Here is a 21,525-nt window from a genome sequence, read left to right on the forward strand (position 1 = left end):
TTTTCTGTTCCTTGAAGTAAAACTTTTTATCTGTTGCAGAGACTGTTTTAGAAAGCCTGAACGATGGAGTAGATGATGGTTGCCAAAGCTACTAGACCCATAAAGAAGATGAAGTAGTTGGAAGCCTTACCCTTGTACTTCTGCAGTGCAGGAACGGTGTGGATAGCCCACATCGGCATGAGGAAGAGAAGGATAGCGATAGTAGGACCACAGAGAGTCTCGATCATGCCAAGAATTGAAGGGTTAGACCAAGCAACCAACCATGCGGTGATGAGCATGAAGATCAAGGTTCCGGTGGAGAGCTTCTTGCTGTGGGTAATGTTGCGCTTTCCGCCAGCGTTTGCACCCTTAATAACGAGGCCTTCAAAGCCTTCAGCAGCGCCGAGGTAGTGACCGAGGAAGGACTTAGCAACAGCAACCATAGCGATGATGGGAGCAGCCCAAGAGATGATGGGGTTATCGAAGTGGTTAGCCAAGTAGGAAAGGATAGTAACGTTCTGTTCCTTTGCCTGTGCCATATCTTCGGGGCTTAGAGCCAATGCGCAGGAGAAAACGAAGAACATAACGACGACAACCATGAGAGCTTCTGCGCGGCGCAAAATCTGACCGGTTTTGAAGTCTGCGAACTTGCCGTAAGCCTGACGGCGGTCAACGGCGAAGGAAGAAATCATAGGTGAGTGGTTGAAGGAGAAAACCATCACGGGAACCAGCAACATGAGGGTGACACCGAGGGTGTGACCGGATGCCTGGGTTGCAACGCTGAGGTCGAAAGTCTTGAAAAGTGCGCCGTTCCATTTGGGAATCAAGTAGATGCCGAGCAGAACGAGAACGGCAATGAAGGGGTAGACCAGGTAGGACATAACGCGAACGATGATGTCTTTGCCGAGGCTAACGATGAAGATGAGGCCACCAACCAAAATCAGTGCCATAAGCCAGCGAGGAAGCGGCGTCACACCGAGCTGGTGCTCCAGGAAGGAGTTGACGGTGTTGGTGATGGTTACCGAGTAGACCAGAAGAATGGGGTACACGGAGAGGAAGTAGAGGACGTTCATAACGGCGCCTGCGCCACGTCCGAAGTGCTCTGTAACGGTTTCGGTGAGGTCAGCATCTTCGCTGGAACCCGAAAGTACGAAACGAGTAAGGCCGCGGTGAGCCCAGTAGGTCATCGGGAAGGCAATAACTGCCAGGATGATGAGCGGGATAATGCCGCCAATACCAGCATTAATAGGTAGGAAGAGCACGCCGGCACCGATTGCGGTTCCGAAGAGGCTAAGAGTCCATAGGGTATCAGTCTTGTTCCATTTAGGAGCCTGAGATGAGTCGACGTTAGCTACGCCTGCGGAAGATGGGTGAGATTCTGGTGAAGATGCTGCAGCAACAGAACCCGATGCAGCTTGAGGGGTGTGTGACATGTTCTTTCTCCGAGTGCGTGAGAACGAGAGGATCTAAGAAGATGGGGCAGGTGCTCGAAGTCAGATTGAAAAATTTTTTCTCAGTTTTCTCATCCTTGAGGCGGCCTGAGATAAATTTCTCTCAATATTATCGCTTGTCAGAGCGATTTTTGTTGAACAATCCCCGTTTTTCTCGGATCAACTATGTTGTTTGATATGTCTCACACTACTCTTAGAAAATTTTTTTATCAACACGATAATTATTTATTGATAAGGTCACTCCGTCCTCATCTCGTCAATTTATCAAGGATGAGCTCTTGTAAGAGGATCTCGCACCTAGTTGTTCAACAATCTCGTAGGTAGCTGTAGTGCAATAAGCTCCATTGCGGACCAAAAGAGACTTAAATTTATGATATGAAACACATTTTCTGTAACACGGGTCAACTCTAAAAATAGCTGATAAAAAATTAGGCGATGACCCAAAAAAGGGGAGGGGAAAACCCTTATCAGAGTCTTCCCCTCCACCTCATTTCTCTGGAGGAGTGCGGCAGTTTCTCCTTAACTGTTTGACCAGAAATAAGAAGCCCTAGTTTTCTACATCCATTTCTTGAAAGTCTTTCGACCCCGCTGCGCGGTGCGATAAATCTTCAGGCCACGTGAAGCTACCACATACGGCGGGAAAGACCGAAGAGCCAGACCTACCCCCTTGCGTAGCGCGAATTTCGCACCCTTACCAAGACTGTTGCAACCTTCCTGGGCTAAATCGGCACTGCGCTGACCAGCTACCAAGCCGCGGTCTACTACTTTCTGCAAAGGAGTACGGGAATCACGGTTGAGATAGGCAATGACAGAGTTAAGAACGACAGCGAAAGAAGTCCACGCACCGTAGGGAGCAAGAGCTACTCCACGTTCAGCAGAAGACTGCCCCGCGCGTCGTGCAAGATCAATCGAACTAGCTGCTAGCGCAACTGACTCTACTGCTGCCAACCATGGTCTGCGGGAGCGGAAGAAGAGTCCACTCCATGTTGCATTGAGAACCAAATTAGCCCCCAAGGCTACCGCGTAGGATTTAGCTTCTTTCGTGCCGTCCTGCTCACCGGCGCGCGCCTTTTCCTGCGCATCTGCAAGTACGAGGGAACTGATAGCAGCGATATCAGCGTAAAGAGCAGTCCACACAATGGGGAAAGCCAGGGCAGGAGGCTGCCAGCTTGGCTTCTTGAGATTCTTGTACCAACGATTTTCAGGATCGGTGAGTAAAGAACCAACTATTGCAGTAGCGACGACCGCTCCCGTTGTGCCCCAGGCCGTGCGCGCCCATAAGCCTGTATCAACAGTGCGTAGAGCATGCTTGACGGCGTCTTCAAAGGAGGAGATGCCGCCCTCGGGTTCGCCGGCAAGCTCGATGATATCTCGCTCTTTTACTACCGTATTATGTTCCAAGCTCTGAATAAGAGGCAAAGCCATCTTCTTCTTCAAGGGGGTAATCAGCGAAATCCAGGTAGCTGCTAAGTTCTGCGTAATCACCGGGGCAATGAAGATAACGCGGGGAACCTTGAGAGCAATTTCGCTATAGCGGCGAATCATCTCAATATAAGGAACCGTCTCACGGGCACCAATATCGAAGGTGCGGTTGATGTCGGCAGGAAAATCTGCTGCTTTGCGAAGGTAAAAGAGAGCATCTTTTATACCTACCGGAGTTACTTTGTTGCGCATCCAGCCAGGACCAACAATTCCGGGTAGACGCTCGGCCGTGTGTCGAAGCATGGAGAAAGACTCCGAGCCATCACCAATCACAATTCCCGCTTGCAGAACGGCGGTGGGGATGCCCGAATTCAAGAGAATGTCGCCAACTTCTACGCGAGAAGCTAGATGCTCTGAGAGCTCACCATTTTCTGGGTGAAGACCACTCAGATACACCACGCGTTCAATGCCGGCAGGTTTAGCTGACTCCACGAACTTTTCGACCATCTTTTTATCCTGTGCGCGGAAGTCAGAACCCTCGCTCATAGAATGCACTAGATACCATGCGACGTTCACGCCTGCACAGGCGCGGTCGAGAGCCTCTTTGTCTTCGAGGTCTCCCTCAATAACTTCTACCTGGCCGCTATGAGCAGTGGAGCCTTCTGGCACAATGTGCTTGCCCCATGACTGATGTTCAGCTTTAGCGCGATCGCGTGAGAGCGCTTTAACTGCCCAGCCATTTTTGAGTAATTCGATAATGAGTTGGCCGCCGATGTAACCTGTTGAACCCGTTACAAGCGCTACTCTATCTTTTCCGTCTTTCACTAACATATCCTTAGATTAAATAGATAAGTAAACTTAGAAAGACTTTAGCACTTTGATGACGCGCGATACATCCCTCTCCGAGGTTTCCAACCGGCCCAGTCCACAGCAAGTTCTGGGAGCTGTTCTCATACCAGCTCTTGCCGCCGCTATAGGTTTAGGAATTGCTTCGGCAGCGCCCGATGGTGGTCTTGTTTTCTACGTTGCTACCTTTGCGGTGGCTGCTGTTTACTTCATTACCTGGGCTCTTTGCCCGCGGTCTCATCCCGCTTTTCTAGCACAACGCGCTGGCAAGGATGCTCTTCGAGGTCTTGGCATTGGCATTGGTCTTTTGCTTATCTTTTTGGCAGGCGCATTTTTGGTGCGCTATATTCCTGTGCTGGCAGGACCGGTGGATTCGCTGTTAGATAACGCCCGTTACGGACTATTGTGGGTAACAATTCTTACTACCGCCATCAACGGTGTGGGCGAAGAAGTCTTTTTCCGACGTATCGCTATGGACTATTTGCCAGGCACCTGGCGCACTCGCGCACTCATTAGCCTTGTGCTGTACATTGCTGTGACTGCTGCAATGGGTGTACCCCTGCTGGCACTTGCAGCAATTGCCGTTGGCGTGCCTGCCACGCTTGAAGCTCGCCGTACAGGCTCCCTTGTTTCCGCTTGTGTTTTGCATATTTCGTGGAGCCTAGGCATGCTGCTGATTCTGCCGCATCTTATCTAGGCGCACCTTACCTAGAGGTACGGGGGAAGAAGAGCACATCACTGATAAACATAGCGATGACGATCTTGAGTTTGACGAGCCGCTGGACCTCAACCCCTGGCAGCTACATGACCCAAACGGACTTTCGGGTCGCCCGCCAGCGGAACCGTCGCCGCCGGGAATCAGAAAGTTTCGTGCCGTGGTAGTGGGTGTTGTCGCGGTGAACGCGATAGGTCTGTTTTTGGTGCCGCATCCGCAGGAAAATCTTTTTGCGAGCGTGATGGTCACGCTTATTCCGCTCGCGTTTTTGCTCGTGTCAACGCACTGGATGGTTACATCTGTCAACCAGGTTGATCTCCCCGCCGGTGGCTTGGGAAAACGGGGCTGGCAGAAGATGTATAACAAATTCAGGGTTTATATTGTGGGCATAGCGTTGATGGCTGCGCTGATGCGGTTTGCTTTTGACGTAGCCGCTGTGGCGCAAATAGACGCATCGACCGCTTGGGGCAACATTATTTTCTGGTGCATCGGCGCGGCCATGTTAGGTACGAATATGGTGATGCTTTTTCGGCTGAGGAAGGATGCGCTAAAGTACGCGCAATGGCCGAAGAAGTAGGGGGTGTGAGGGTAGGGCGGGAGAAATTTGCCGTCATATAAATTGTGGGTGAGGTTGTAGCCTCGACGTAACTGAACAAAAAATCTAAGCTGCTGATAGTAGATTTTTATTCAGAAAGCAGTCTTGTGAAAAAACGGATTGATGTAGTCGGTGCAGTTTTACTCCAAAACGGTAAAGTCCTCTGTGCCCAGAGGGGTAAGAGTATGACACTCCCACTGTTGTGGGAATTTCCAGGCGGAAAAATTGAGCCAGGAGAAACGCCTCAAGAAGCTTTGAAACGGGAACTCGAAGAAGAGCTTCTCATCGGTGCTGAGATCGGCGATCAAGTTGAGTCCACTACCTTTGAATATGATTTTGGGATCGTCACCCTCACTACTTTCTACTGTGCCCTTACCACTGGTGAGCCTACCTTGACCGAACACGCACAAATTAGATGGTTAACTCCCGATAAGCTCTCTCAATTGGAATGGGCACCTGCCGATATCCCGGCTTTTAAAAAGATTCAAAAAGAGCTGAGCTAATCTATGAACTCTTCTTCCCCCATGACTGAGCTTTCAGCTGATACCAAATTTGGTTTTATAGATAGTACAGTCTCCTCTCAACGCGCTTATAACCCGATATTATTCTCCAACCAGAGCGAACTAACCATGCTCAGAGCAATACTAGGAGAACTGAGGCGCTCAAAGAGGCTTATTCAAAAGTATGCACACACCTCACACCCACCAACTAGACAACGGCCCCACCATAGCGGCAACCTTGAGGATAAATAACCACAAATATTCTCAAACCGCACCAGGAAGAACCGTTGCACCACCAGCGTACAACCGGCCTTACCGCCACGCAATTTGCCGCTCTACTGACAGCCCTGACCAACCAACTCATCTGGGGTAAACCAGGAGGAAGACCACCAGCCCTCACTCCAGCTCAGGCACTCAAAACCACTCTGCTCTACCACCGACACAATCTCACCGAAGAGCTACTTGCTGAAATCTTCACCGTCTCGCAACCTACTATCTCACGGACCATCAACACTATCGAAAAGGCGCTTGCAAAGGTCTTCAAACCTCTAGAACAGCCTTTGAAAATGAGCCTGGATGTACCAGGTTCTTTGGTTGTCGATGGAACTCTTGTACCCACCTGGAACTGGCGTTCACTAGGAAAAACAAATTTTTCGGGCAAACATAAACGAACCGGTTTCAACCACCAAGTCATCTGCACCCTCGATGGCAGGCTCTTAGTCATCACTGACCCGCTACCCGGGGCAAGGCATGATGCTCATGCTTTCAGAGCTCACGGGCTAGATCAGCTACTGGATTCCTCGACTCTGGCCGATAAGGGCTATATAGGCCTGGGGTTAGCAACCCCGACCAGGCGTAAGCCTGGTGTGAAAGTGCCTCAGGGTGTCAAGGATAATAATCGCATTATCAATAGATTACGGGCTGTGGTGGAGCGGGTTATCGCTCAAGTGAAGACCTGGCGGGTTCTTTATTCGGGGTTTAGGCGGCCGTTGAGTTTGTATCGGCAGGTGTTTTCGGTGGTGCGGGGTCTGGTGTTTTATGCGGCTGGGAGGACTTTTGAATAAGCCTCAAAGAGTTTCCAATTCTCCGTAGCCTTTATTAGTAGCTCTGGTCTTGCACTGCTCAAACAGGAGCTTTTAGATTTTCAGGGCCGGGGAACGATATATACCTCCACATATTTAGATTTCAATGACCCGGGTGTTTTTGAAGAACTTCTTACGTTAGAGAACATCGAAGTTCGCGTTCTCAATGATTCAATCGATGCTTTTCATAGCAAAGGTTATATTTTTCAGCATCATGCGGGTACCTCAACTGCGATTATCGGCAGCTCAAATCTTACGCGTGGGGCACTTCTTCGTAACGAAGAATGGAACCTTCGGTTTTCAGCGTTCCCCGACGGCGACGTCATCGCTCAACTAGAAGAAGCTATCGAGAGGCTGAAAAAGTTCTCGTCTGTTCTAACTCCTCAGTGGATTAGAGAATATGAGGGACGACGACGCCCCCAGGTGCATCCAACTGCTTTTGAAATTAACACCGAGCAAATAGTTCCTGTTGGAGAAATTACTCCCAATGCCATGCAAGCTGAAGCTCTTGAGCAAATCAAGAAGGTGCAGGATTCTGGTGAGAAACGAGCTCTTGTTATTTCTGCAACGGGCACTGGTAAGACAATTTTGGCTGCGTTGGCGGTTAGACAGTCGCGTCCTTCGAGAGTGTTATTTGTTGTGCACCGAGACCAGATTCTGAACAAAGCTACCCAAGAGTTCATAAAGGTTCTTGATGCTCCTGAGAATGAATTTGGAAAGTTTGTGGGCGCTCGCCGTGAAATTGACCGGAAGTATGTATTCGCCACAATTCAAACGATTTCTAAAGAGGAAACTCTTTGTAAAATTCCGAAGGATCACTTCGATCTGATCATCATAGATGAGGTTCATAAAGCTGGAGCAGATTCTTATCAAAGACTTATCGAGTATTTTGAGCCATATTTTCTGTTAGGTCTAACAGCGACTCCTGAACGTAGCGACTCTTTCAATATTTATGAGCTGTTTGACCATAATGTTCCTTATGAGATCCGGCTTCAGAGGGCATTAGAAGAGCAGATGCTTGTTCCTTTTAGCTACTACGGTGTGACGGACTTTGTTGATGCTGATGGAACAACAATTGATGAAACATCTCAGCTTTCCCGCCTTATTATGAGCTCTCGCGTGGACCATATCGTAAAAAATCTGGAGAAGTACGGGCACCTAAGAGATGCACGAGGCCTTATTTTTTGCAGTCGTAATGAGGAAGCTGCTGAGCTGTCTGCGGAACTTAATCAGCGTTCAGTGAATGGGAAGCAACTTCGTACGGTAGCTCTTTCAGGTGCAGCTCCTGCTGAGGAAAGAGAACTGCAAGTAAAAAGACTCGAAAGCGGTGAGGTCGATTATCTTCTCACCGTTGATATTTTCAATGAAGGTATTGATATCCCTGCTGTAAACCAAGTGGTTATGCTTCGAAATACTAATTCTTCGATTATTTTTACCCAGCAGTTAGGCCGAGGGCTAAGAAAAGCCAAGAACAAATCTCATCTGAGAGTTATTGATTTTATTGGTAATTACAAGAATAACTTTCTTATTCCTATCGCTCTTTTTGGAAACAAAAGCTTAGATAAAGAGTCTGTTCGTAAGAGCATGATAACTGCTCGGCAACAGGGCTCGGTTGCAGGCGTATCGAGTATTAGTTTCGACGAAATCGCACAAGAAAGAGTTCTTGAGGCTCTTGAAAAAGTCAAACTTAATAGTTTGGCAAGCCTGAAAGAATCTTTTAGAGAGTTAGAGTATCGGCTGGGCAGAATACCCTCCAGATATGATTTTGCTCGATTTGATACAGCCCGGCCGACTGCTTTCATAACTACAACGGGACAACGTCCGACCTATTGGGATTTTCTTAAGCAAATTAAGCGCGCAGAGGAAGAGCTAAGTCCATTAGAGCGCGGTTATCTATGCTTGTTTGACCGAGAGCTGATGAATGGTAAACGTCCGCATGAACTTCTGCTGGTAAGAGATTTACTACAGAAAAATCATTTAACCGACGATGAAGTTATAAATCTTTTCGTTACGTATGGGGCGGTCTATAACAGTCAGATAATGGCTTCGGTTGAATCAATACTCACGCTACAATTCTTTACCGATGCAGAAAAGAAAATCTTCGATAATGAGCCGATTATTCTACGAACCGAAGATAAATTTAGTATTTCTCCAAAGTTTAAAGAAGCATACGAAAATAATCCTTATTTCAAGTCTCACATAGATGATTCCATTCAAACCGGTTTATATCTTAATGACCATTTGTATGCTCGTACTGGGGAGCTTCTGGTGGGAGAGAGGTACAGCCGTAAAGATGTGTGCCGCCTTTTGAACTGGCGTGCTAATCATCAATCCACAATGTATGGGTATAAACCTGACTTTGTGACGGGAACATGCCCGATATTTATTACCTACCATAAGTCTGAAGATATTGATGAAGCAATTAACTATCAGGATCATCTAGAAGACGAGCGCACAATGTTTTGGTACACAAAACATACTCGGACTTTGAAACATAAAGTGGAGAAGCAGATCGCTGAAGGGGCTTTGAAGCTTGATGTATTCGTTAAGAAGGATGACGCTGAGGGCACCGACTTCGTATATCTTGGGCAGGCAGACCCCAGAGATGCAAAAGAGACGAAGACGAGAACGAATGCAGATATCGTCAATATGCGGTTGGACTTTAAACACCCGCTCGAGCGCGGGCTTTATGACTATTTGACTAAAGCTACTGATGAGCGAATCTCTGCCGAGCGAATCTAAGGATTCTGAACTGTGGTCAATTCTTAGGCGTTTTGAGCGTCAAAACGCCTAAGAATTGACCATAGTTGCGTGAGTTGTGCGTTGTCTTTCTCCGCGACGTCGTCCACGTTATTTTTTCTCGCGTGGCGGCATCTTTATTCCGCCCGAAATTATGAGGCCTCCGCCAGCGATGAGGGCAAAACCCACCAACGTTGTTACGAAGCGAGCAGACCCGGTGGCCTCAAAGTCTCCAAGGAGCGTGGTTCGCCAAACGAAAAAGGCAATCCCTAGCAGAATAGATAAAACCCCGAAAGCAATACTGAATATTTTGTACATGATTTCATTAAATCAGCGTATCCACACTAGTCAGCTATAAGTCTCATTATTTCTGGCGGGGTGGGTCCCCGCGGAAGAGGACTCCTGCTCGAGCCGAGAAGTTTATACCAGAAAACCGAAAACGGACCGTACGGCATGTGGTCCACTTTTATTAATCTGGTACAAAGTGGCGGAAGGTGAGTTTGTATCAAACTTTTTGCTGCGTACCAGACAAATCGTGGTGCAGGCGCAAAAGTTTGATACAAACTCGGGGGAGTAGGGGCTCCCTACTTCATCAACCCCAGCAACTCCTCATGCACCGCCGTCTCGCCGCACAGTTCGGGGTGGAACGATATTCCCAGAAGGTTGCCTTGGCGTGCACCCACGATTTCGCCGTTGTAGCGGGCGGTAACGTCCACGCCCTCACCTGCAGAAACGATGCGCGGCGCCCGGATAAACGCCGCCTTAACGGGGTGCGATTTGCTGGAAGGGCTCTTCCAATCGAGCACTGTTTCGGCAGAAGCAACCTGCGAGCCAAAGGCATTGCGGTCAACGGTCACGTTCAATAGTCCCAGGGACTGCTGACCGGGCGCAGGGTCAGTGATTTCGCGCGAGAGCATAATCAGCCCGGCGCACGTTCCAAGCGTGGGCAGTCCTCCAGAAATAGCATCGATAAGTGCATCGCGCAGTCCCAAAATGCGCGTCAAACGATCAATCGTGGAGGACTCTCCGCCGGGAAGAACCAGCGCATCTGAGCCTTCCAGATGAGAAGCCTTTTTCACGAGCACCACATCGGCGCCTAAAGAACATAACAGTTCAGCGTGTTCGGAAACCCCGCCCTGAAGTGCGAGAACGCCCACGGTCTTGCCGGCGCCGGAAAGTTTGCTCATATGAAAGACCTTCAATGCAGGAAAATGTGTAATTACAAGATTTCTTGGGTAGTTTTAGGCGTTGCGGAGTGCCTCCTCCGACAGCCCGGCGCAGCTAGAGGCAAGCTGGCTGGGGCTGGCATGAATCGCCTTTGCGAGCGCTAGCGAGGCAGGCGAGAAGGATAGCTTGCCGATGCTGCGCCGGGCTGGAGGAGCACTCCCTCGCTGACCTATTTCCCATAGCCCTCGCTAGGAGTTCGCTTCGCTCACAGTTTCTTACTGCTCGCCGCTTCGCTATGCTCGCAGGTAAATTCCGCTCTTTGCGTGCTCGCTAGCTCGCACCCGCGAAATTTACCAACCACGCTCAGCAAGGCGGTGAGGCGCGGGCAGGTCAGCTACGTTGATGCCGACCATTGCTTCACCCAGGCCGCGGGACGCGTCGGCAACTGCGAGGGCGTCGTCGTACTGTGCGGTTGCCTTCACGATTGCTTTGGCGCGTGCTTCGGGGTTTCCGGACTTAAAGATGCCGGAGCCTACGAACACGCCGTCGGCGCCGAGTTGCATCATCATGGCTGCGTCGGCAGGGGTTGCCACACCGCCAGCAGTAAAGAGAACCACGGGAAGTTTGCCGGTACGAGCAACCTCAAGAACGATATCGTAAGGAGCCGCAAGCTCCTTAGCCTTCACATAGAGCAGATCGGGTGAGACCGCGTAAAGTGCCTGAAGCTCAGCAATCTGTGACTTGATAGTGCGAATATGCTTGGTAGCTTCGGAAACGTCGCCGGTGCCGGCTTCACCCTTGGAGCGAATCATAGCGGCACCTTCGGCGATACGGCGTAGTGCTTCGCCGAGATTGGTTGCACCGCAAACGAAAGGAACTTTGAAGTTCTGCTTATCGATGTGGTTGACGTAGTCAGCGGGGGATAGCACCTCTGATTCGTCGATGTAGTCGACTTTGAGCGCTTCGAGAATCTGCGCTTCAACAAAGTGGCCGATGCGTGCCTTTGCCATCACGGGAATGGAAACGGCGTCGATGATGCCTTCAATCATGTCTGGGTCGGACATACGTGCCACGCCGCCCTGCGCGCGAATATCTGCGGGAACTCGTTCGAGTGCCATGACGGCTACTGCGCCGGCGTCCTCGGCAATTTTTGCCTGTTCTGGGGTGACGACGTCCATGATAACGCCGCCCTTGAGCATGTCTGCCAAGCCGCGCTTGACGAGGGGGGATCCGGTTACTTCGTTGTTATTTTCAGTCATATCACCACAGTGCCGCTAAAAATTGGTCTAATAAAGAGCCAAAAAGCAATAAAAATTTTAGACCACCCGAGAGTGAACATCAGAAAAGACGACGACGCCCCGCCCGCCCTCGCGGTAGGTTGAGGATATGGCTCGCTCATCCACCTCGGCAGAACTGCCGCTCCAGATCAACAAAAATTCAACCGCTTCTCTGCCTTCTCAGATTGCGGAACAAATTCGCGCGCTCATTGTTGGCCAAACGTTAGCTGGAGGAGACTCCCTGCCCGCCACGCGCACGCTGGCGGCGCGGTTAGGGGTTTCGCGCGGTTCGGTGGTCGCTGCATATGAGCAGTTAGCGGGTGAAGGCTACGTTTCTACGGGAAAAGGCGGCACCACGGTGAGTGTGGCGTTTGATTCCTCCGCACCACCCCGACCCGCGAGCCCCCCATTGCCGGAACCGTCTCCTAGTCCGCGCGTCCGACCCATTCCCAAAACTATGCCAACGAGACAGTTCATTGACCTGAGGCCGGGCATTCCCGACACCTCACAGCTGGCCACTTCGGCATGGCGATCGGCGTGGCGCCATACAGCTGCTCTCCCCGGTCGAACCCACCCGGCGGCTGGTTCCCCCGAACTTCAATATCAGCTTGCCGAGCACCTGCGGCTCATGCGGTCGGTAGTGCGCGAGCCTGCATCGATTATGGTGACTGCCGGTGCTCGTGACGCTTTCCGCCTGGTGCTCTCTGCCCTGCGACGGGAAATTCATGACCGTCCGCTGCGCATTGCCGTGGAGAACCCCGGCTACCCTTCGTTACATCGAATTCCTGCGGCCTTTGACCATGAAATTATGCCGATTCCTGTAGATGATCACGGTCTGAATCCTGCCTATTTGCCAGCAGAAAATCGCCCTGACCTCGTACTGGTTGCCCCCAGTCACCAGTACCCGCTGGGGGCCTCGATGCCCGTGGCGCGCCGTCTGGAACTGCTGAACTGGGCCGCAGAAAATGACGCCTATATTGTGGAAGACGACTATGATTCGGAACTACGCTACGTGGGCGATCCACTCCCTGCCCTTGCAGCTCTTGCCCGCGATGCCGGCGAAAGTGCCGCTGCGCTCGACCGCGTCATTACCCTCGGGTCGTTCGCTAAAACTATTAGCCCCGGACTGGGACTGGGATTTATGATTGCGCCCGATGCGTTGACCGGTCCGCTGTGGGAACTGCGGGAAGATTTAGGCTCACCCGTCTCAGCCATGGTGCAGGACGCGATGGCTGAGTTTATGCGCGATGGCGGGGTGCGCCGCCACATCGGGCGGATGCGAAGGCTCTATAAGGGGCGCCGCAATCTGCTCCTGGACATATTATCAACCGGGGATATGCCCGCCTGGGTGCAGGTGCTCCCCATGGATGGCGGTTTGCATGTGGTGCTGGAGTTCTCTGGCGATTATGCAACCGAGGCAGACGAGCGTGCAGTGTTAGAGATTCTGGAGGAGTCCGGCGTGAAAGCGGCCGCGCTGGGGGACTACTGGTCGCATACGGGAACCAGTGAAAAAGAACGAGCGTTCGGTATTGTGGTGGGGTTTGGCGCCGCCAGCGACCGGGCGCTCCAGCGCGGACTCCTGCTGCTGATTTCGGCGCTTAAACGCAGGAGCTGAACCTCGATGGGAGGTTCAGCTGCCTGAAAGATTCATTTATTGCTAGGCAATGCCGCGTTGGGCTTAAGAGCCAACTAGCTTATGCCGAACGACGACGTCCCCACAGCAGTGCCGCGCCGCCGACTAGCAGTAGCAGACCGGCACCGGAGAGAACTGCAATGCTGGTTGCGCCGGTGTGGGCAAGCGCGGGGGCGGGAGCCGGCGCGGGAGTTGCAACAGCAGGAGCTGCCTGGGTAGGCGCAGGAGCTGGTGCGGCAGGGGTTTCAGTTACGGGAGCTGCCGGCTGAGCAGGCGCAGGAGCCTCATGAGCTACAGGCGCTGCAGGTTGCTCAGTTTCAACGGGGGCAGGGGCGGGCTGTTCAGTTTCAACGGGGGTCGACGCTACGGCGTCCGCTACAACGTCTACGGTGAGATCTGCGCTATCAGTGGTGCCATCGCCATAGGTTACGGTGATGGGCAGAACCAGCTGAAAGCCAGGTTGAACATCGGCGGGGGCGGTCACAATGAAATCGCGGCTCTCTTGGGCGCGGGTGATGATCCACCCCTCAGGTGTCTGACCATTCGCTGTTGCCTCGGTCAGAATTTCGTCACCAGTGTACTTGAGGGTGGTGGTTCCACCGGGGGTGACGGTTCCTTTATCCCATGAGGGAGAGTACTTTTCGCTGTCGGATGTAGCTGCTGCAGCGCCGGTTACGGTCACAACGATGGAGGTTTTATCCACGCTGCCGTCCCCATAGCCCACTGCTACTGGCACGGTGTACTCACCGGGTGCCAAATCTGCGGGAACGGTTAAGGAGAAAGACTTGTTGGCGTCGTCGTAGGAACCCTGCCAGCCTTCAGGCTTGGCGGTGAGAGCAACCGCAGGAACGGTGATGTTATCGCCGGTGTAAGCGGCAGTCCCGGTTCCACCTGTTGCAATGGTTATAGGAGCCCAGGAAGGATTGAACTGGTCTGCCGCGGTAGCTGCAGCGGCGTCTTTGACAGGTACTTCTGCTGCAGGGGTGGACTCAGCGGGCGTAGCAGTTGCAGTGGGCTCTGTGGCGGTAGGAGCTGCGGGGGTCTCGAGAGCTACAGGAGTTTCTGCTGCAGCAGGAACTTTGGTGGCTACGACGGTCTGCTCGGCAACGGGGGGTGCTGATTCAACCACGGTAGGTTCTGCGGTGGCGGTGGCAACTGGCGCGGCGGGCGTTTCTTCTGCCTGCGCAGGTGCCAAACCGATGACGCCGGCGGCGAGGACTGCGGTGGTTCCGAAGAGCGCTACGCCTCCTTTGCAGGTGCGGGCAGGGGAGAAAAGAGCTGATGTTTTCATCTGGGTTCCTTACTAGCTGATATGCGTGAATTGAGTATTTCAAAACTCAACTACTCTTATTTAAGTGGCTTATCCCACAAGGGGCAATATGTTTCTGGAAAAAGACTGAACTTTACGTTAAGAGAACCTGAAAAGACACATTTTGGCTTTTTATAAAACATTTCGACCGCCTGTGCCAGGCGGGAAAGCTAAGCTTCATAAATAAGCCCTCTACCTTTTAGACCATCAGCTTTCTTCGCTAGGGTAGAACCTGTGACTTCACCGCAAGATAATTTTTCAGAAACCCCCGCTCCTTCAGACCGCTCTCGTGCACACGTCTCTTCCCCGCATGCGGGAGCTACGCCGCGCGTCCAGCCGGGAGGCGAACAAGGTGCTCATCGTGCGCTCGTTCTGCCGGCATCCGTTACCGCTGCGATTTACCTGATTTTTGGTCTTATCACCGTGTTTGTGCAGGAGCCAACGCTGGGCACGCTGAAAATCCTGACCGGTGGTTTTTTGCTGGCGCTTGGGCTGGCGCAGGTATTTACCGCGCAGAAGATACGATTTTTCGACGCCGCTGCTGGGCAATCGCTGACCTCGGCAGGTTTGGTGCTGGCGGGAGCCGCCGTTCTTCTTTTGCTCATTGCCCACAGTGAATTCATGTTCATTGTGATTGTTGCCTTGGCGTTGGGGATTGCAAGTATTCTGAAAATTTTGCTCGGTATGCGCACCAAACACATCTTGGACCTGGGGAAAGACTGGCAACTTGAAGGTCTGATTATGACTATTTCTGCCGTGGCGCTCGTCGTTATTGGCGAAATTGGCGACAAAGCAATCCTCGGCACCCTCGGCGGGGGAGCAATCATTGCCGGAGTATTTCTGCTCATTGGCGCGATTACGCTCCGGGGCAATCGCACAAAAGCGCCCAACACCACAGATAATTAGCACCCGCCCCGGCTAAACCCCTGCCCGAATTCAGGCGTGGCGCGTAGACTGGTACGGAACATGTTTCAGGAGGAGATTTAGTGGCTGAAAAGCGTCCGAGTGGTTTCAAAGAACAGGTAACCGCCCCGTTGATTATTGCAGCTGTTCTGGCAATCATCACTTTCTTGGGAACCTTTATTACCGCTACCGGCGGTACCAACAACCAACCCAACGTGCTTCTGGCGCTCACTTTCGCCGGCGGTGTCTTTGTGGTGACTTTGGTAGTGTGCGCCACGCTCATCCTGGTGGAAAAGCCTAACAACCCCGAATTAGGTCAGGGCACCGGCATCAACCGCTCGTCCTCCAAGCTTTACGCTGAGGCAAAAGCACGCCGCGAGGCACAAGCTCGTCAGCAAAAAACTGAAGACGCCGCTAACACTGGTGAGAAGGAATCCCGCCCCAAGCAGTAACGCAGGGACTAAGACCCGCCTTTAGATATGCACTACGTCCACGGTGACAGCTACATGTTCACCGTGGATTTTGCGTAATGCCTGAGCCACTGCACGCACTGTCTGCGGCACATTTGCCTGCGCAGTGGTGCCAATTCGTACCGAGATGCTGGTTACTTCGGAGCTCGCAGAGTCTAGGATTTTTTCATCGCGAATCTCCGAGGAACCTTCATCATTCTCAGCTACAGCAACACTACGGTGTGCCACGGCGTCCTCCTCCGCAGAAGGCAAAAAGTCTTCGATTACCGCGCGTACGCTCGATGCCGCGACCCCCACCGCGCGCACAATCTTGCTCGGTACATTGGCAGGAGGGTAGATGCGTGCCACACCCTCAGTCGCTAAAATGGCTTGCCGCAACGGCGAAAGCTCTGCGGAGTCCTCTGCGTCCTCGCCTGAACCAGGCCCAATTACCAGATGAGTGGAAGTCATTATTCGCCTGCTTCTAGAGGGCTGCCAAAAATATCCTGTACTTCAATGTCGATTGCTTCGATATTCAGCTCGCATACACGGTGAACCTCAGCTGTGATGAGTTCCCGCAGTCGATCTGTTACCTCAGCAATCACTGCACCGTAACGCACAGTAGCACTCACTTGAACAATAATCGGTGAAGTGGGCTCTTCAACATCGCCCACTAAACGGCAGCGACCAATAATGAGATTCTCCATAGAATCTGCAACGCCGCGGATTGCCGCAAGGATAGCGCCTTCGGTAATCGAGAAATTATCGACGTCGTACTCCGCGCTTAAGGGGATGGAACGACCCGCCAAAGTCTCAAATACGAGGTTAGCCATGAGGTCATCAAGCCACGTCGTATCTTTTTTCTGAACGGCAACCTCTGTTGATACCAAATCAGCGCTGACCTGATCCACCCGTTTGAGGGCAGCAATCCGCTGAGAACATGAAGGGCACTCGTTGATATGCCGGGTGAGTTCGCGGTGCTCAGGGGTCTGCACCCCGTCTTGCTGGTCCTGCAACCACATGCTCAAAGTATCGAGGGTGGGTTCATCGTTATTCATTAGTTCCATCCCTCCATTCCTTTGACTAAAGCTGCACGTGCGCGCGCTAATCTTCCTCGTACGGTTCCTTCGGAAATCTTCAACGTTTCAGAAATTTCTTTATAAGTAGAGCCACCTATTTCACGCATGACCCATACCTGCTGCTGCTCTAGCGGCAATGTTTTGAGCAGCTCACTTAAATGAACAATCTGCGAGTCTGTAATGGCGTTATCCTCAGGGTTTATCCCAGGATGTGCGGTATTTGCCGCTGAATCTAAATCAACGGTTAACTTGCGGGTTCTCATCAGGTCAATAGCTTTACGACTGGTGAGAGTCATCAGCCAGCTTTTGACCTTCTCGGGATTCTGAAGAGTATCTATCTTCTCCCACGCTTTAATGAAAGTTTCTTGGAGTACGTCGTCAGCATCAGAGGCGCTACTGGTCAGCCTAATCGCATACGCTCGCATGAGAGGAGCATAGCGGCGAATCAGGCTCTGAAAAGCAGCTGAATCGCCGGTGGCAGCGCGTTCGCAAAGAATGGCGTCCGAGAGGTGAGAAACTTCGCGAGTAAAAGGTGCCACCCATCCCCTTTCCCTGAGTCGTGATAAGTGCACAGTACCGGCAGGTTAACCCTGCGATACGTATCTACACAATTTTTACATAGAGAGGGGAACTTATTTAATGGTTCGGGATGGTTTGAACAATTTTTATGTCTGATACCTTGATGCCAGCTGTGGTTTCTAGGGTCTGGCGAATTTTCTGTTTGACCTCGTTTTCAAGTTCTTGGGGTAGTTGCTCATCATCATGGATTTCCACGGGCAAAGCAACGGTGCGCTCGCTCGTACCCTCATCTATAACAATGATGATTTCGCGGGTCTGCCCCTCTGTCTCAATCTGAAACGGGAGCGGAGAGTTGATTTCTTGACCGGGATAGGGATGAGGAGAAGAAATATTGTGAGTGTTGTCGATAGCTAGGCTCGCTATTTGTGTGAGTGCCTGCGATGAGATGGTTGTGGTGCCACCAGCATGTTCGCTACGGCTCCTCGATGATTCGCTTTTAGGGAAGCGATAATCTATCAAACCGTTGCTCCTCAGGGGTTCATACTGCGAAGTTTAGGGTGACGGTACCTCTAATGAGGTAATTGGTCGAAGCGTCAAAAGGGTACCGTCACGAATAAGACGGGGGTGGCACCGGGTTCCTCACGAAATTCTTAAAACTTTTTTAAAAATCTTTTCCGAGAGAAACCCCGGTGGACGACGCGCGGTGGCTAATTCCGCTCGAAACGGTTCAAGCGCATGGAGTTCAGCACTACGAAGACCGAGCTAAACGCCATTGCCGCAGCGGCAATCATGGGGTTGAGTAAGCCTGCAGCCGCCACAGGAATAGCGACAACGTTATAACCAAATGCCCAGAACAGGTTGGACTTAATCAACTTGAGGGTTGCTTTTGAAAGACGGATAGAAGTGGGGATTGATTCCAAATCAGAGCGCATGATGGTGAGGTCGGCGGCTTCCATCGCAACATCGGTGCCTGAACCCATCGCGATGCCGAGGTCTGCGCGAGCAAGAGCGGCGGCGTCGTTCACGCCATCACCCACCATTGCCACAACGCGTCCCTCGCTCTGAAGCTGCTTAATTTTCTCCACCTTGTCCTCAGGGGAGACGCCGGCGAAAACATCGTGCGGATCAATGCCCACCTGGGTGGCGACGGCGCGCGCAACCGGCTCGGCGTCGCCCGTCAAAAGAACCGGGCGTAACCCCTGGCTCTTGAGCTTTTCAATCGCTGAAATGGCGTCTGACTTAGGCGTATCTTGCAGGCAAAGCAATCCGGCTACATTACCGTCTAATGCCACAATAACCGTGGTGAAACCGCTCTCTTGCTGGGCGCGAAGTTGCCCCTGCTGGTCAGAAGTGAGTGAAATACCTTCGGCTTCCAAGAAGGACTGCTGACCTACCACTACGGTGTGGGTTGCACCGTCTAGCTCAACGTTGCCACGTACCCCGCCGCCGGGAGCGGACTCAAAGTTCTGTACAGCAGGGAGGGAGCCAGATTTTTGACCAAAAGTAGCGATAGCCTGCGCAATCGGGTGTTCCGAACGAGCTTCGACAGCCGCTGCCGCGCGAACCATTAAATTGCGGTTATCGGAGAATTCTACGGCGTCGACCACCTCAAGTTTTCCCTCGGTGACAGTGCCGGTTTTATCCATAACGATAGTGTTCGCCCCGCGCGTGTCTTCAAGAACCTGCGCCGAACGGATCAAAATACCGAGTTGTGAACCACGGCTGGTACCGGCCAACAGGGCGGTAGGAGTAGCGAGCCCAAGCGCGCAGGGGCAGGCAATAACGATGACGGATACCGCAGCCACGAAAGCCGCGTTAGTATCGCCAGTGAACACCCACCAGCCAACGAAAGTTGCAAGAGCAATAGCGATTACCACGGGTACGAAAACCGCTGAGATTCTATCTGCCAGACGAGCAATAGGCGCCTTGGTCGACTGCGCTTCAGCAACCATGCGGCCCATCTGTGCCAGCGTGGTTTCGGATCCCACCCGAGTTGCCTTCACCGTGAGCGCACCCGATGTATTAATCGTGGCGCCGGTAACGGTATCGCCCTCTGCCACCTCTACCGGCACAGATTCCCCGGTTAGCAGAGAAGTATCGATGGCGGAACGACCAGAAATGACGACGCCATCGGTAGCGATTTTTTCGCCAGGATGAACGACGAACTCGTCGTCGGGCCTTAAATCTTTCACCGGAATGCTTATTTCACGGCCATTCTGAATAACTGTGGCGTTCTTCGCCCCAAGGTCCAGAAGCTTACGCAATGCCTCCGACGACTGGCGTTGAGTGCGAGCCTCAATATAGCGACCAATCAGAAGAAATAGCGCAATCATGGTGGTCGAATCAAAATAAAGCAGATGATCCATGCCATGACCGCCCATGCCGGCGTGCGCGGTCATCATCGGATCAGTAAGAAGCTGCCACAACGAGAAAAGATAACTCGACGCCACGCCTAAAGAAATGAGCGTGTCCATCGTAAAACTGCCGTGCCTCAAGTTGGTTAGAGCCGACTTGTGGAATGGCCAAGACGCCCACGTCGCCACCGGCAACGCCAACAATGCTACAACCCAGCCCCAGTGCGGAAACTGGAACGTGCTAAACATCGAAATCAGAAAAACCGGAACCGCAAAAACAAGCGTGAACCAAATGCGCTTGCGGAAAGAAGACAGTGACCTCAGTCCGGTCTCCTCTTCCTGCTCGTCGGCAGAGCCCTCGGCTGACTGAAGTTTCGCCTCATAACCGGCATTTTTAACGGTCTCAATAATTTGCTCATCAGAGACATTTGCCGGCACAATCACACGCGCCGACTCCAGGGGAAGGTTCACCGAAGGATCCACACCCTCGATCTTGCGCAACTTACGTTCCACGCGGCCAACACAGGATGCGCATGTCATCCCGCTAATATCGAGATTGAGGATGCGTTCAGATTCGGGGGCTTGGGTTTGCATGAGTGAATCCTTTCGTGAAGATTTGGCGGTCTGAATCGGGCGCCATGGGTATCACAGAACGCCTTAGCCCGTGCCCTGCCGCACGGGCGTCAGCGGGCATCGCAGGAACGCCGCTTAACGATCGAGGTCGCTCTGCGACCGACGGGAGTTTTCTAAGGCGTTCTGCGATGCTCGTGGAGCCCAATTCCCAGCGCGAGCTACTGCTAGGGGGCGTCTACTTGACGAGCTCGTATCCGGCTTCGGCAATCGCAGCCTCAACCTTGGCGTCGTCCAGCTCTCCGTCGTGGTCGATGGTGATGGTGGACTGCCCATCCTTGACTACTTCTACGTTGACTTCGTTGACGTTTTCGATTTCTTGAACTTCTTCGGTGACGGATGCTGCGCAGTGTTGGCAGGTGAGTCCGGTGGCGTGTACAACGGTTGCTGACATGGTGTTTCTCCTTGGTTGTTGTATTTTTGGGGTGCTCCGCGCAGGTTAGCTGCGGAGAAGTCTTGAGATGGCGGCGGTGGCTTCGATGACCTTGTCTTGGACAATTTCTGGGTTGCCGGTATCGCGTGATTCGTTGGCGGCATTGACGACGCAGTGGGCGATGTGTTCTTCGAGGAGCCCGATGGATACCGCGTGCATTGCCTTATTGATAGCGGAAATCTGGGTGAGGATGTCGATGCAGTATTTATCTTCATCAACCATTCGCTGAATCCCACGAACTTGGCCTTCGATGCGGCGGAGGCGTTTGAGATATGCCTCTTTGCTGGCGGAGTAGCCGTGATTGCCTTCGGCGCAGCAGTCGCAGGAATCGGGGGCGATTGCGTCGGGAGATTCGATGGTCATTGTTGCCTTTCGTCGTTCTGTGTTAAACATATACCCCTAGGGGGTATATTTCAAGGGGTGATTTCGCATCGTTCATCTTT

The 21,525-nt window shown here is 52.3% G+C and carries 20 protein-coding genes and 1 pseudogene; 9 read left to right on the plus strand and 12 right to left on the minus strand.

All coding sequences use genetic code 11. From position 1 onward, the window contains the following. Positions 1 to 47 precede the first annotated feature (47 nt). Positions 48 to 1,412 carry an SLC5/6 family protein gene (locus IDM48_RS00815; RefSeq protein ID WP_068169031.1) on the minus strand — a complete coding sequence of 455 codons (1,365 nt, stop codon included), beginning with the start codon at positions 1,410 to 1,412 and terminating at the stop codon, positions 48 to 50. A 573-nt stretch (positions 1,413 to 1,985) separates the two neighbouring features. Further along, positions 1,986 to 3,677 (minus strand): tryptophan-rich sensory protein, encoded by a 1,692-nt coding sequence (locus IDM48_RS00820; RefSeq protein ID WP_238397992.1) that lies wholly within the window; start codon positions 3,675 to 3,677, stop codon positions 1,986 to 1,988. 55 nt (positions 3,678 to 3,732) lie between these two features. Between IDM48_RS00820 and IDM48_RS00825 the strand changes: the two genes are divergently transcribed. The 6 genes and pseudogenes from IDM48_RS00825 (at position 3,733) to IDM48_RS00850 (ending at position 9,332) form a co-directional block, all read left to right on the plus strand. After that, positions 3,733 to 4,395 (plus strand): CPBP family intramembrane glutamic endopeptidase, encoded by a 663-nt coding sequence (locus IDM48_RS00825; RefSeq protein ID WP_190617625.1) that lies wholly within the window; start codon positions 3,733 to 3,735, stop codon positions 4,393 to 4,395. 184 nt (positions 4,396 to 4,579) lie between these two features. After that, positions 4,580 to 4,990 carry a hypothetical protein gene (locus tag IDM48_RS00830; protein WP_190617627.1) on the plus strand — a complete coding sequence of 137 codons (411 nt, stop codon included), beginning with the start codon at positions 4,580 to 4,582 and terminating at the stop codon, positions 4,988 to 4,990. Between the two features lie 125 nt (positions 4,991 to 5,115). Then, entirely contained in the window at positions 5,116 to 5,511 is a 396-nt protein-coding gene (locus IDM48_RS00835) for a (deoxy)nucleoside triphosphate pyrophosphohydrolase (protein ID WP_068169034.1), read from the plus strand. A gap of 284 nt (positions 5,512 to 5,795) precedes the next feature. Beyond that, positions 5,796 to 6,572 carry a transposase family protein gene (locus IDM48_RS00840; RefSeq protein ID WP_190616923.1) on the plus strand — a complete coding sequence of 259 codons (777 nt, stop codon included), beginning with the start codon at positions 5,796 to 5,798 and terminating at the stop codon, positions 6,570 to 6,572. Between the two features lie 192 nt (positions 6,573 to 6,764). Continuing rightward, positions 6,765 to 6,887, plus strand: a pseudogene (locus tag IDM48_RS11795) (phospholipase D-like domain-containing protein); the annotation flags it as partial. 126 nt (positions 6,888 to 7,013) lie between these two features. After that, on the plus strand, positions 7,014 to 9,332 hold the full coding sequence (locus IDM48_RS00850; RefSeq protein WP_202939895.1) for a DUF3427 domain-containing protein: 2,319 nt from the start codon (positions 7,014 to 7,016) through the stop codon (positions 9,330 to 9,332). Between the two features lie 581 nt (positions 9,333 to 9,913). On the opposite strand, the gene pdxT is transcribed toward IDM48_RS00850, so the two are convergent. Both pdxT and pdxS read right to left on the minus strand, forming a co-directional pair. Beyond that, positions 9,914 to 10,516 carry a pyridoxal 5'-phosphate synthase glutaminase subunit PdxT gene (gene pdxT, locus IDM48_RS00855; protein WP_190617628.1) on the minus strand — a complete coding sequence of 201 codons (603 nt, stop codon included), beginning with the start codon at positions 10,514 to 10,516 and terminating at the stop codon, positions 9,914 to 9,916. 330 nt (positions 10,517 to 10,846) lie between these two features. After that, positions 10,847 to 11,755, minus strand: a complete 909-nt coding sequence (gene pdxS, locus IDM48_RS00860) for a pyridoxal 5'-phosphate synthase lyase subunit PdxS (protein ID WP_068169038.1) — start codon at positions 11,753 to 11,755, stop codon at positions 10,847 to 10,849. Between the two features lie 127 nt (positions 11,756 to 11,882). On the opposite strand from pdxS, the gene pdxR reads away from it, so the two are divergent. Continuing rightward, a complete protein-coding gene (pdxR, locus tag IDM48_RS00865) occupies positions 11,883 to 13,388 on the plus strand; it encodes a MocR-like pyridoxine biosynthesis transcription factor PdxR (RefSeq protein ID WP_190617630.1) in 1,506 nt (501 codons plus the stop codon). 79 nt (positions 13,389 to 13,467) lie between these two features. On the opposite strand, the gene IDM48_RS00870 is transcribed toward pdxR, so the two are convergent. Further along, a complete protein-coding gene (locus IDM48_RS00870; RefSeq protein ID WP_190617632.1) occupies positions 13,468 to 14,697 on the minus strand; it encodes a Rib/alpha-like domain-containing protein in 1,230 nt (409 codons plus the stop codon). A gap of 252 nt (positions 14,698 to 14,949) precedes the next feature. Here IDM48_RS00870 and IDM48_RS00875 point away from each other — a divergent pair, with 252 nt between their 5' ends. Together IDM48_RS00875 and IDM48_RS00880 are read left to right on the plus strand one after the other, a co-directional pair. After that, positions 14,950 to 15,621, plus strand: a complete 672-nt coding sequence (locus IDM48_RS00875) for a hypothetical protein (RefSeq protein WP_190617633.1) — start codon at positions 14,950 to 14,952, stop codon at positions 15,619 to 15,621. An 80-nt stretch (positions 15,622 to 15,701) separates the two neighbouring features. After that, entirely contained in the window at positions 15,702 to 16,070 is a 369-nt protein-coding gene (locus tag IDM48_RS00880) for a hypothetical protein (RefSeq protein ID WP_190617635.1), read from the plus strand. A 21-nt stretch (positions 16,071 to 16,091) separates the two neighbouring features. On the opposite strand, the gene IDM48_RS00885 is transcribed toward IDM48_RS00880, so the two are convergent. The 7 genes from IDM48_RS00885 to IDM48_RS00915 form a co-directional block, all read right to left on the minus strand. After that, positions 16,092 to 16,538, minus strand: coding sequence for a hypothetical protein (locus tag IDM48_RS00885; protein WP_145177461.1), 447 nt, complete (start codon positions 16,536 to 16,538; stop codon positions 16,092 to 16,094). Then, on the minus strand, positions 16,538 to 17,134 hold the full coding sequence (locus IDM48_RS00890) for an Asp23/Gls24 family envelope stress response protein (protein ID WP_145177458.1): 597 nt from the start codon (positions 17,132 to 17,134) through the stop codon (positions 16,538 to 16,540). The genes IDM48_RS00885 and IDM48_RS00890 overlap by 1 nt, the downstream gene beginning before the upstream one ends. Further along, a complete protein-coding gene (locus IDM48_RS00895; RefSeq protein ID WP_145177455.1) occupies positions 17,125 to 17,685 on the minus strand; it encodes an RNA polymerase sigma factor in 561 nt (186 codons plus the stop codon). Before IDM48_RS00895 ends, IDM48_RS00890 begins: the two co-directional genes overlap by 10 nt. Before the next feature lie 97 nt (positions 17,686 to 17,782). Beyond that, a complete protein-coding gene (locus tag IDM48_RS00900; protein WP_145177452.1) occupies positions 17,783 to 18,184 on the minus strand; it encodes a hypothetical protein in 402 nt (133 codons plus the stop codon). Between the two features lie 188 nt (positions 18,185 to 18,372). Next, complete coding sequence (locus IDM48_RS00905) at positions 18,373 to 20,613, minus strand: heavy metal translocating P-type ATPase (protein ID WP_238397993.1); 2,241 nt, start codon at positions 20,611 to 20,613, stop codon at positions 18,373 to 18,375. A gap of 214 nt (positions 20,614 to 20,827) precedes the next feature. Then, positions 20,828 to 21,043, minus strand: coding sequence for a heavy-metal-associated domain-containing protein (locus IDM48_RS00910; RefSeq protein ID WP_190617639.1), 216 nt, complete (start codon positions 21,041 to 21,043; stop codon positions 20,828 to 20,830). A 45-nt stretch (positions 21,044 to 21,088) separates the two neighbouring features. Continuing rightward, positions 21,089 to 21,445, minus strand: a complete 357-nt coding sequence (locus IDM48_RS00915; protein ID WP_068168353.1) for a metal-sensitive transcriptional regulator — start codon at positions 21,443 to 21,445, stop codon at positions 21,089 to 21,091. Positions 21,446 to 21,525: the final 80 nt, after the last annotated feature.

This window comes from Rothia amarae (assembly GCF_014705945.2).
In the GTDB taxonomy this organism is placed as follows: domain Bacteria; phylum Actinomycetota; class Actinomycetes; order Actinomycetales; family Micrococcaceae; genus Rothia; species Rothia amarae.

What these genes read in the sequence shown, in the direction of transcription:
- IDM48_RS00815 (WP_068169031.1), bottom strand. Translation starts at nt 1,412, where the DNA reads ATGTCACACACCCCTCAAGCTGCATCGGGTTCTGTTGCTGCAGCATCT.
- IDM48_RS00825 (WP_190617625.1), top strand. Translation starts at nt 3,733, where the DNA reads ATGACGCGCGATACATCCCTCTCCGAGGTTTCCAACCGGCCCAGTCCA.
- pdxT (WP_190617628.1), bottom strand. Translation starts at nt 10,516, where the DNA reads ATGAGCAAACTTTCCGGCGCCGGCAAGACCGTGGGCGTTCTCGCACTT.
- pdxS (WP_068169038.1), bottom strand. Translation starts at nt 11,755, where the DNA reads ATGACTGAAAATAACAACGAAGTAACCGGATCCCCCCTCGTCAAGCGC.
- pdxR (WP_190617630.1), top strand. Translation starts at nt 11,883, where the DNA reads ATGGCTCGCTCATCCACCTCGGCAGAACTGCCGCTCCAGATCAACAAA.
- IDM48_RS00870 (WP_190617632.1), bottom strand. Translation starts at nt 14,697, where the DNA reads ATGAAAACATCAGCTCTTTTCTCCCCTGCCCGCACCTGCAAAGGAGGC.
- IDM48_RS00885 (WP_145177461.1), bottom strand. Translation starts at nt 16,538, where the DNA reads ATGACTTCCACTCATCTGGTAATTGGGCCTGGTTCAGGCGAGGACGCA.
- IDM48_RS00890 (WP_145177458.1), bottom strand. Translation starts at nt 17,134, where the DNA reads ATGGAACTAATGAATAACGATGAACCCACCCTCGATACTTTGAGCATG.
- IDM48_RS00905 (WP_238397993.1), bottom strand. Translation starts at nt 20,613, where the DNA reads ATGCAAACCCAAGCCCCCGAATCTGAACGCATCCTCAATCTCGATATT.
- IDM48_RS00910 (WP_190617639.1), bottom strand. Translation starts at nt 21,043, where the DNA reads ATGTCAGCAACCGTTGTACACGCCACCGGACTCACCTGCCAACACTGC.
- IDM48_RS00915 (WP_068168353.1), bottom strand. Translation starts at nt 21,445, where the DNA reads ATGACCATCGAATCTCCCGACGCAATCGCCCCCGATTCCTGCGACTGC.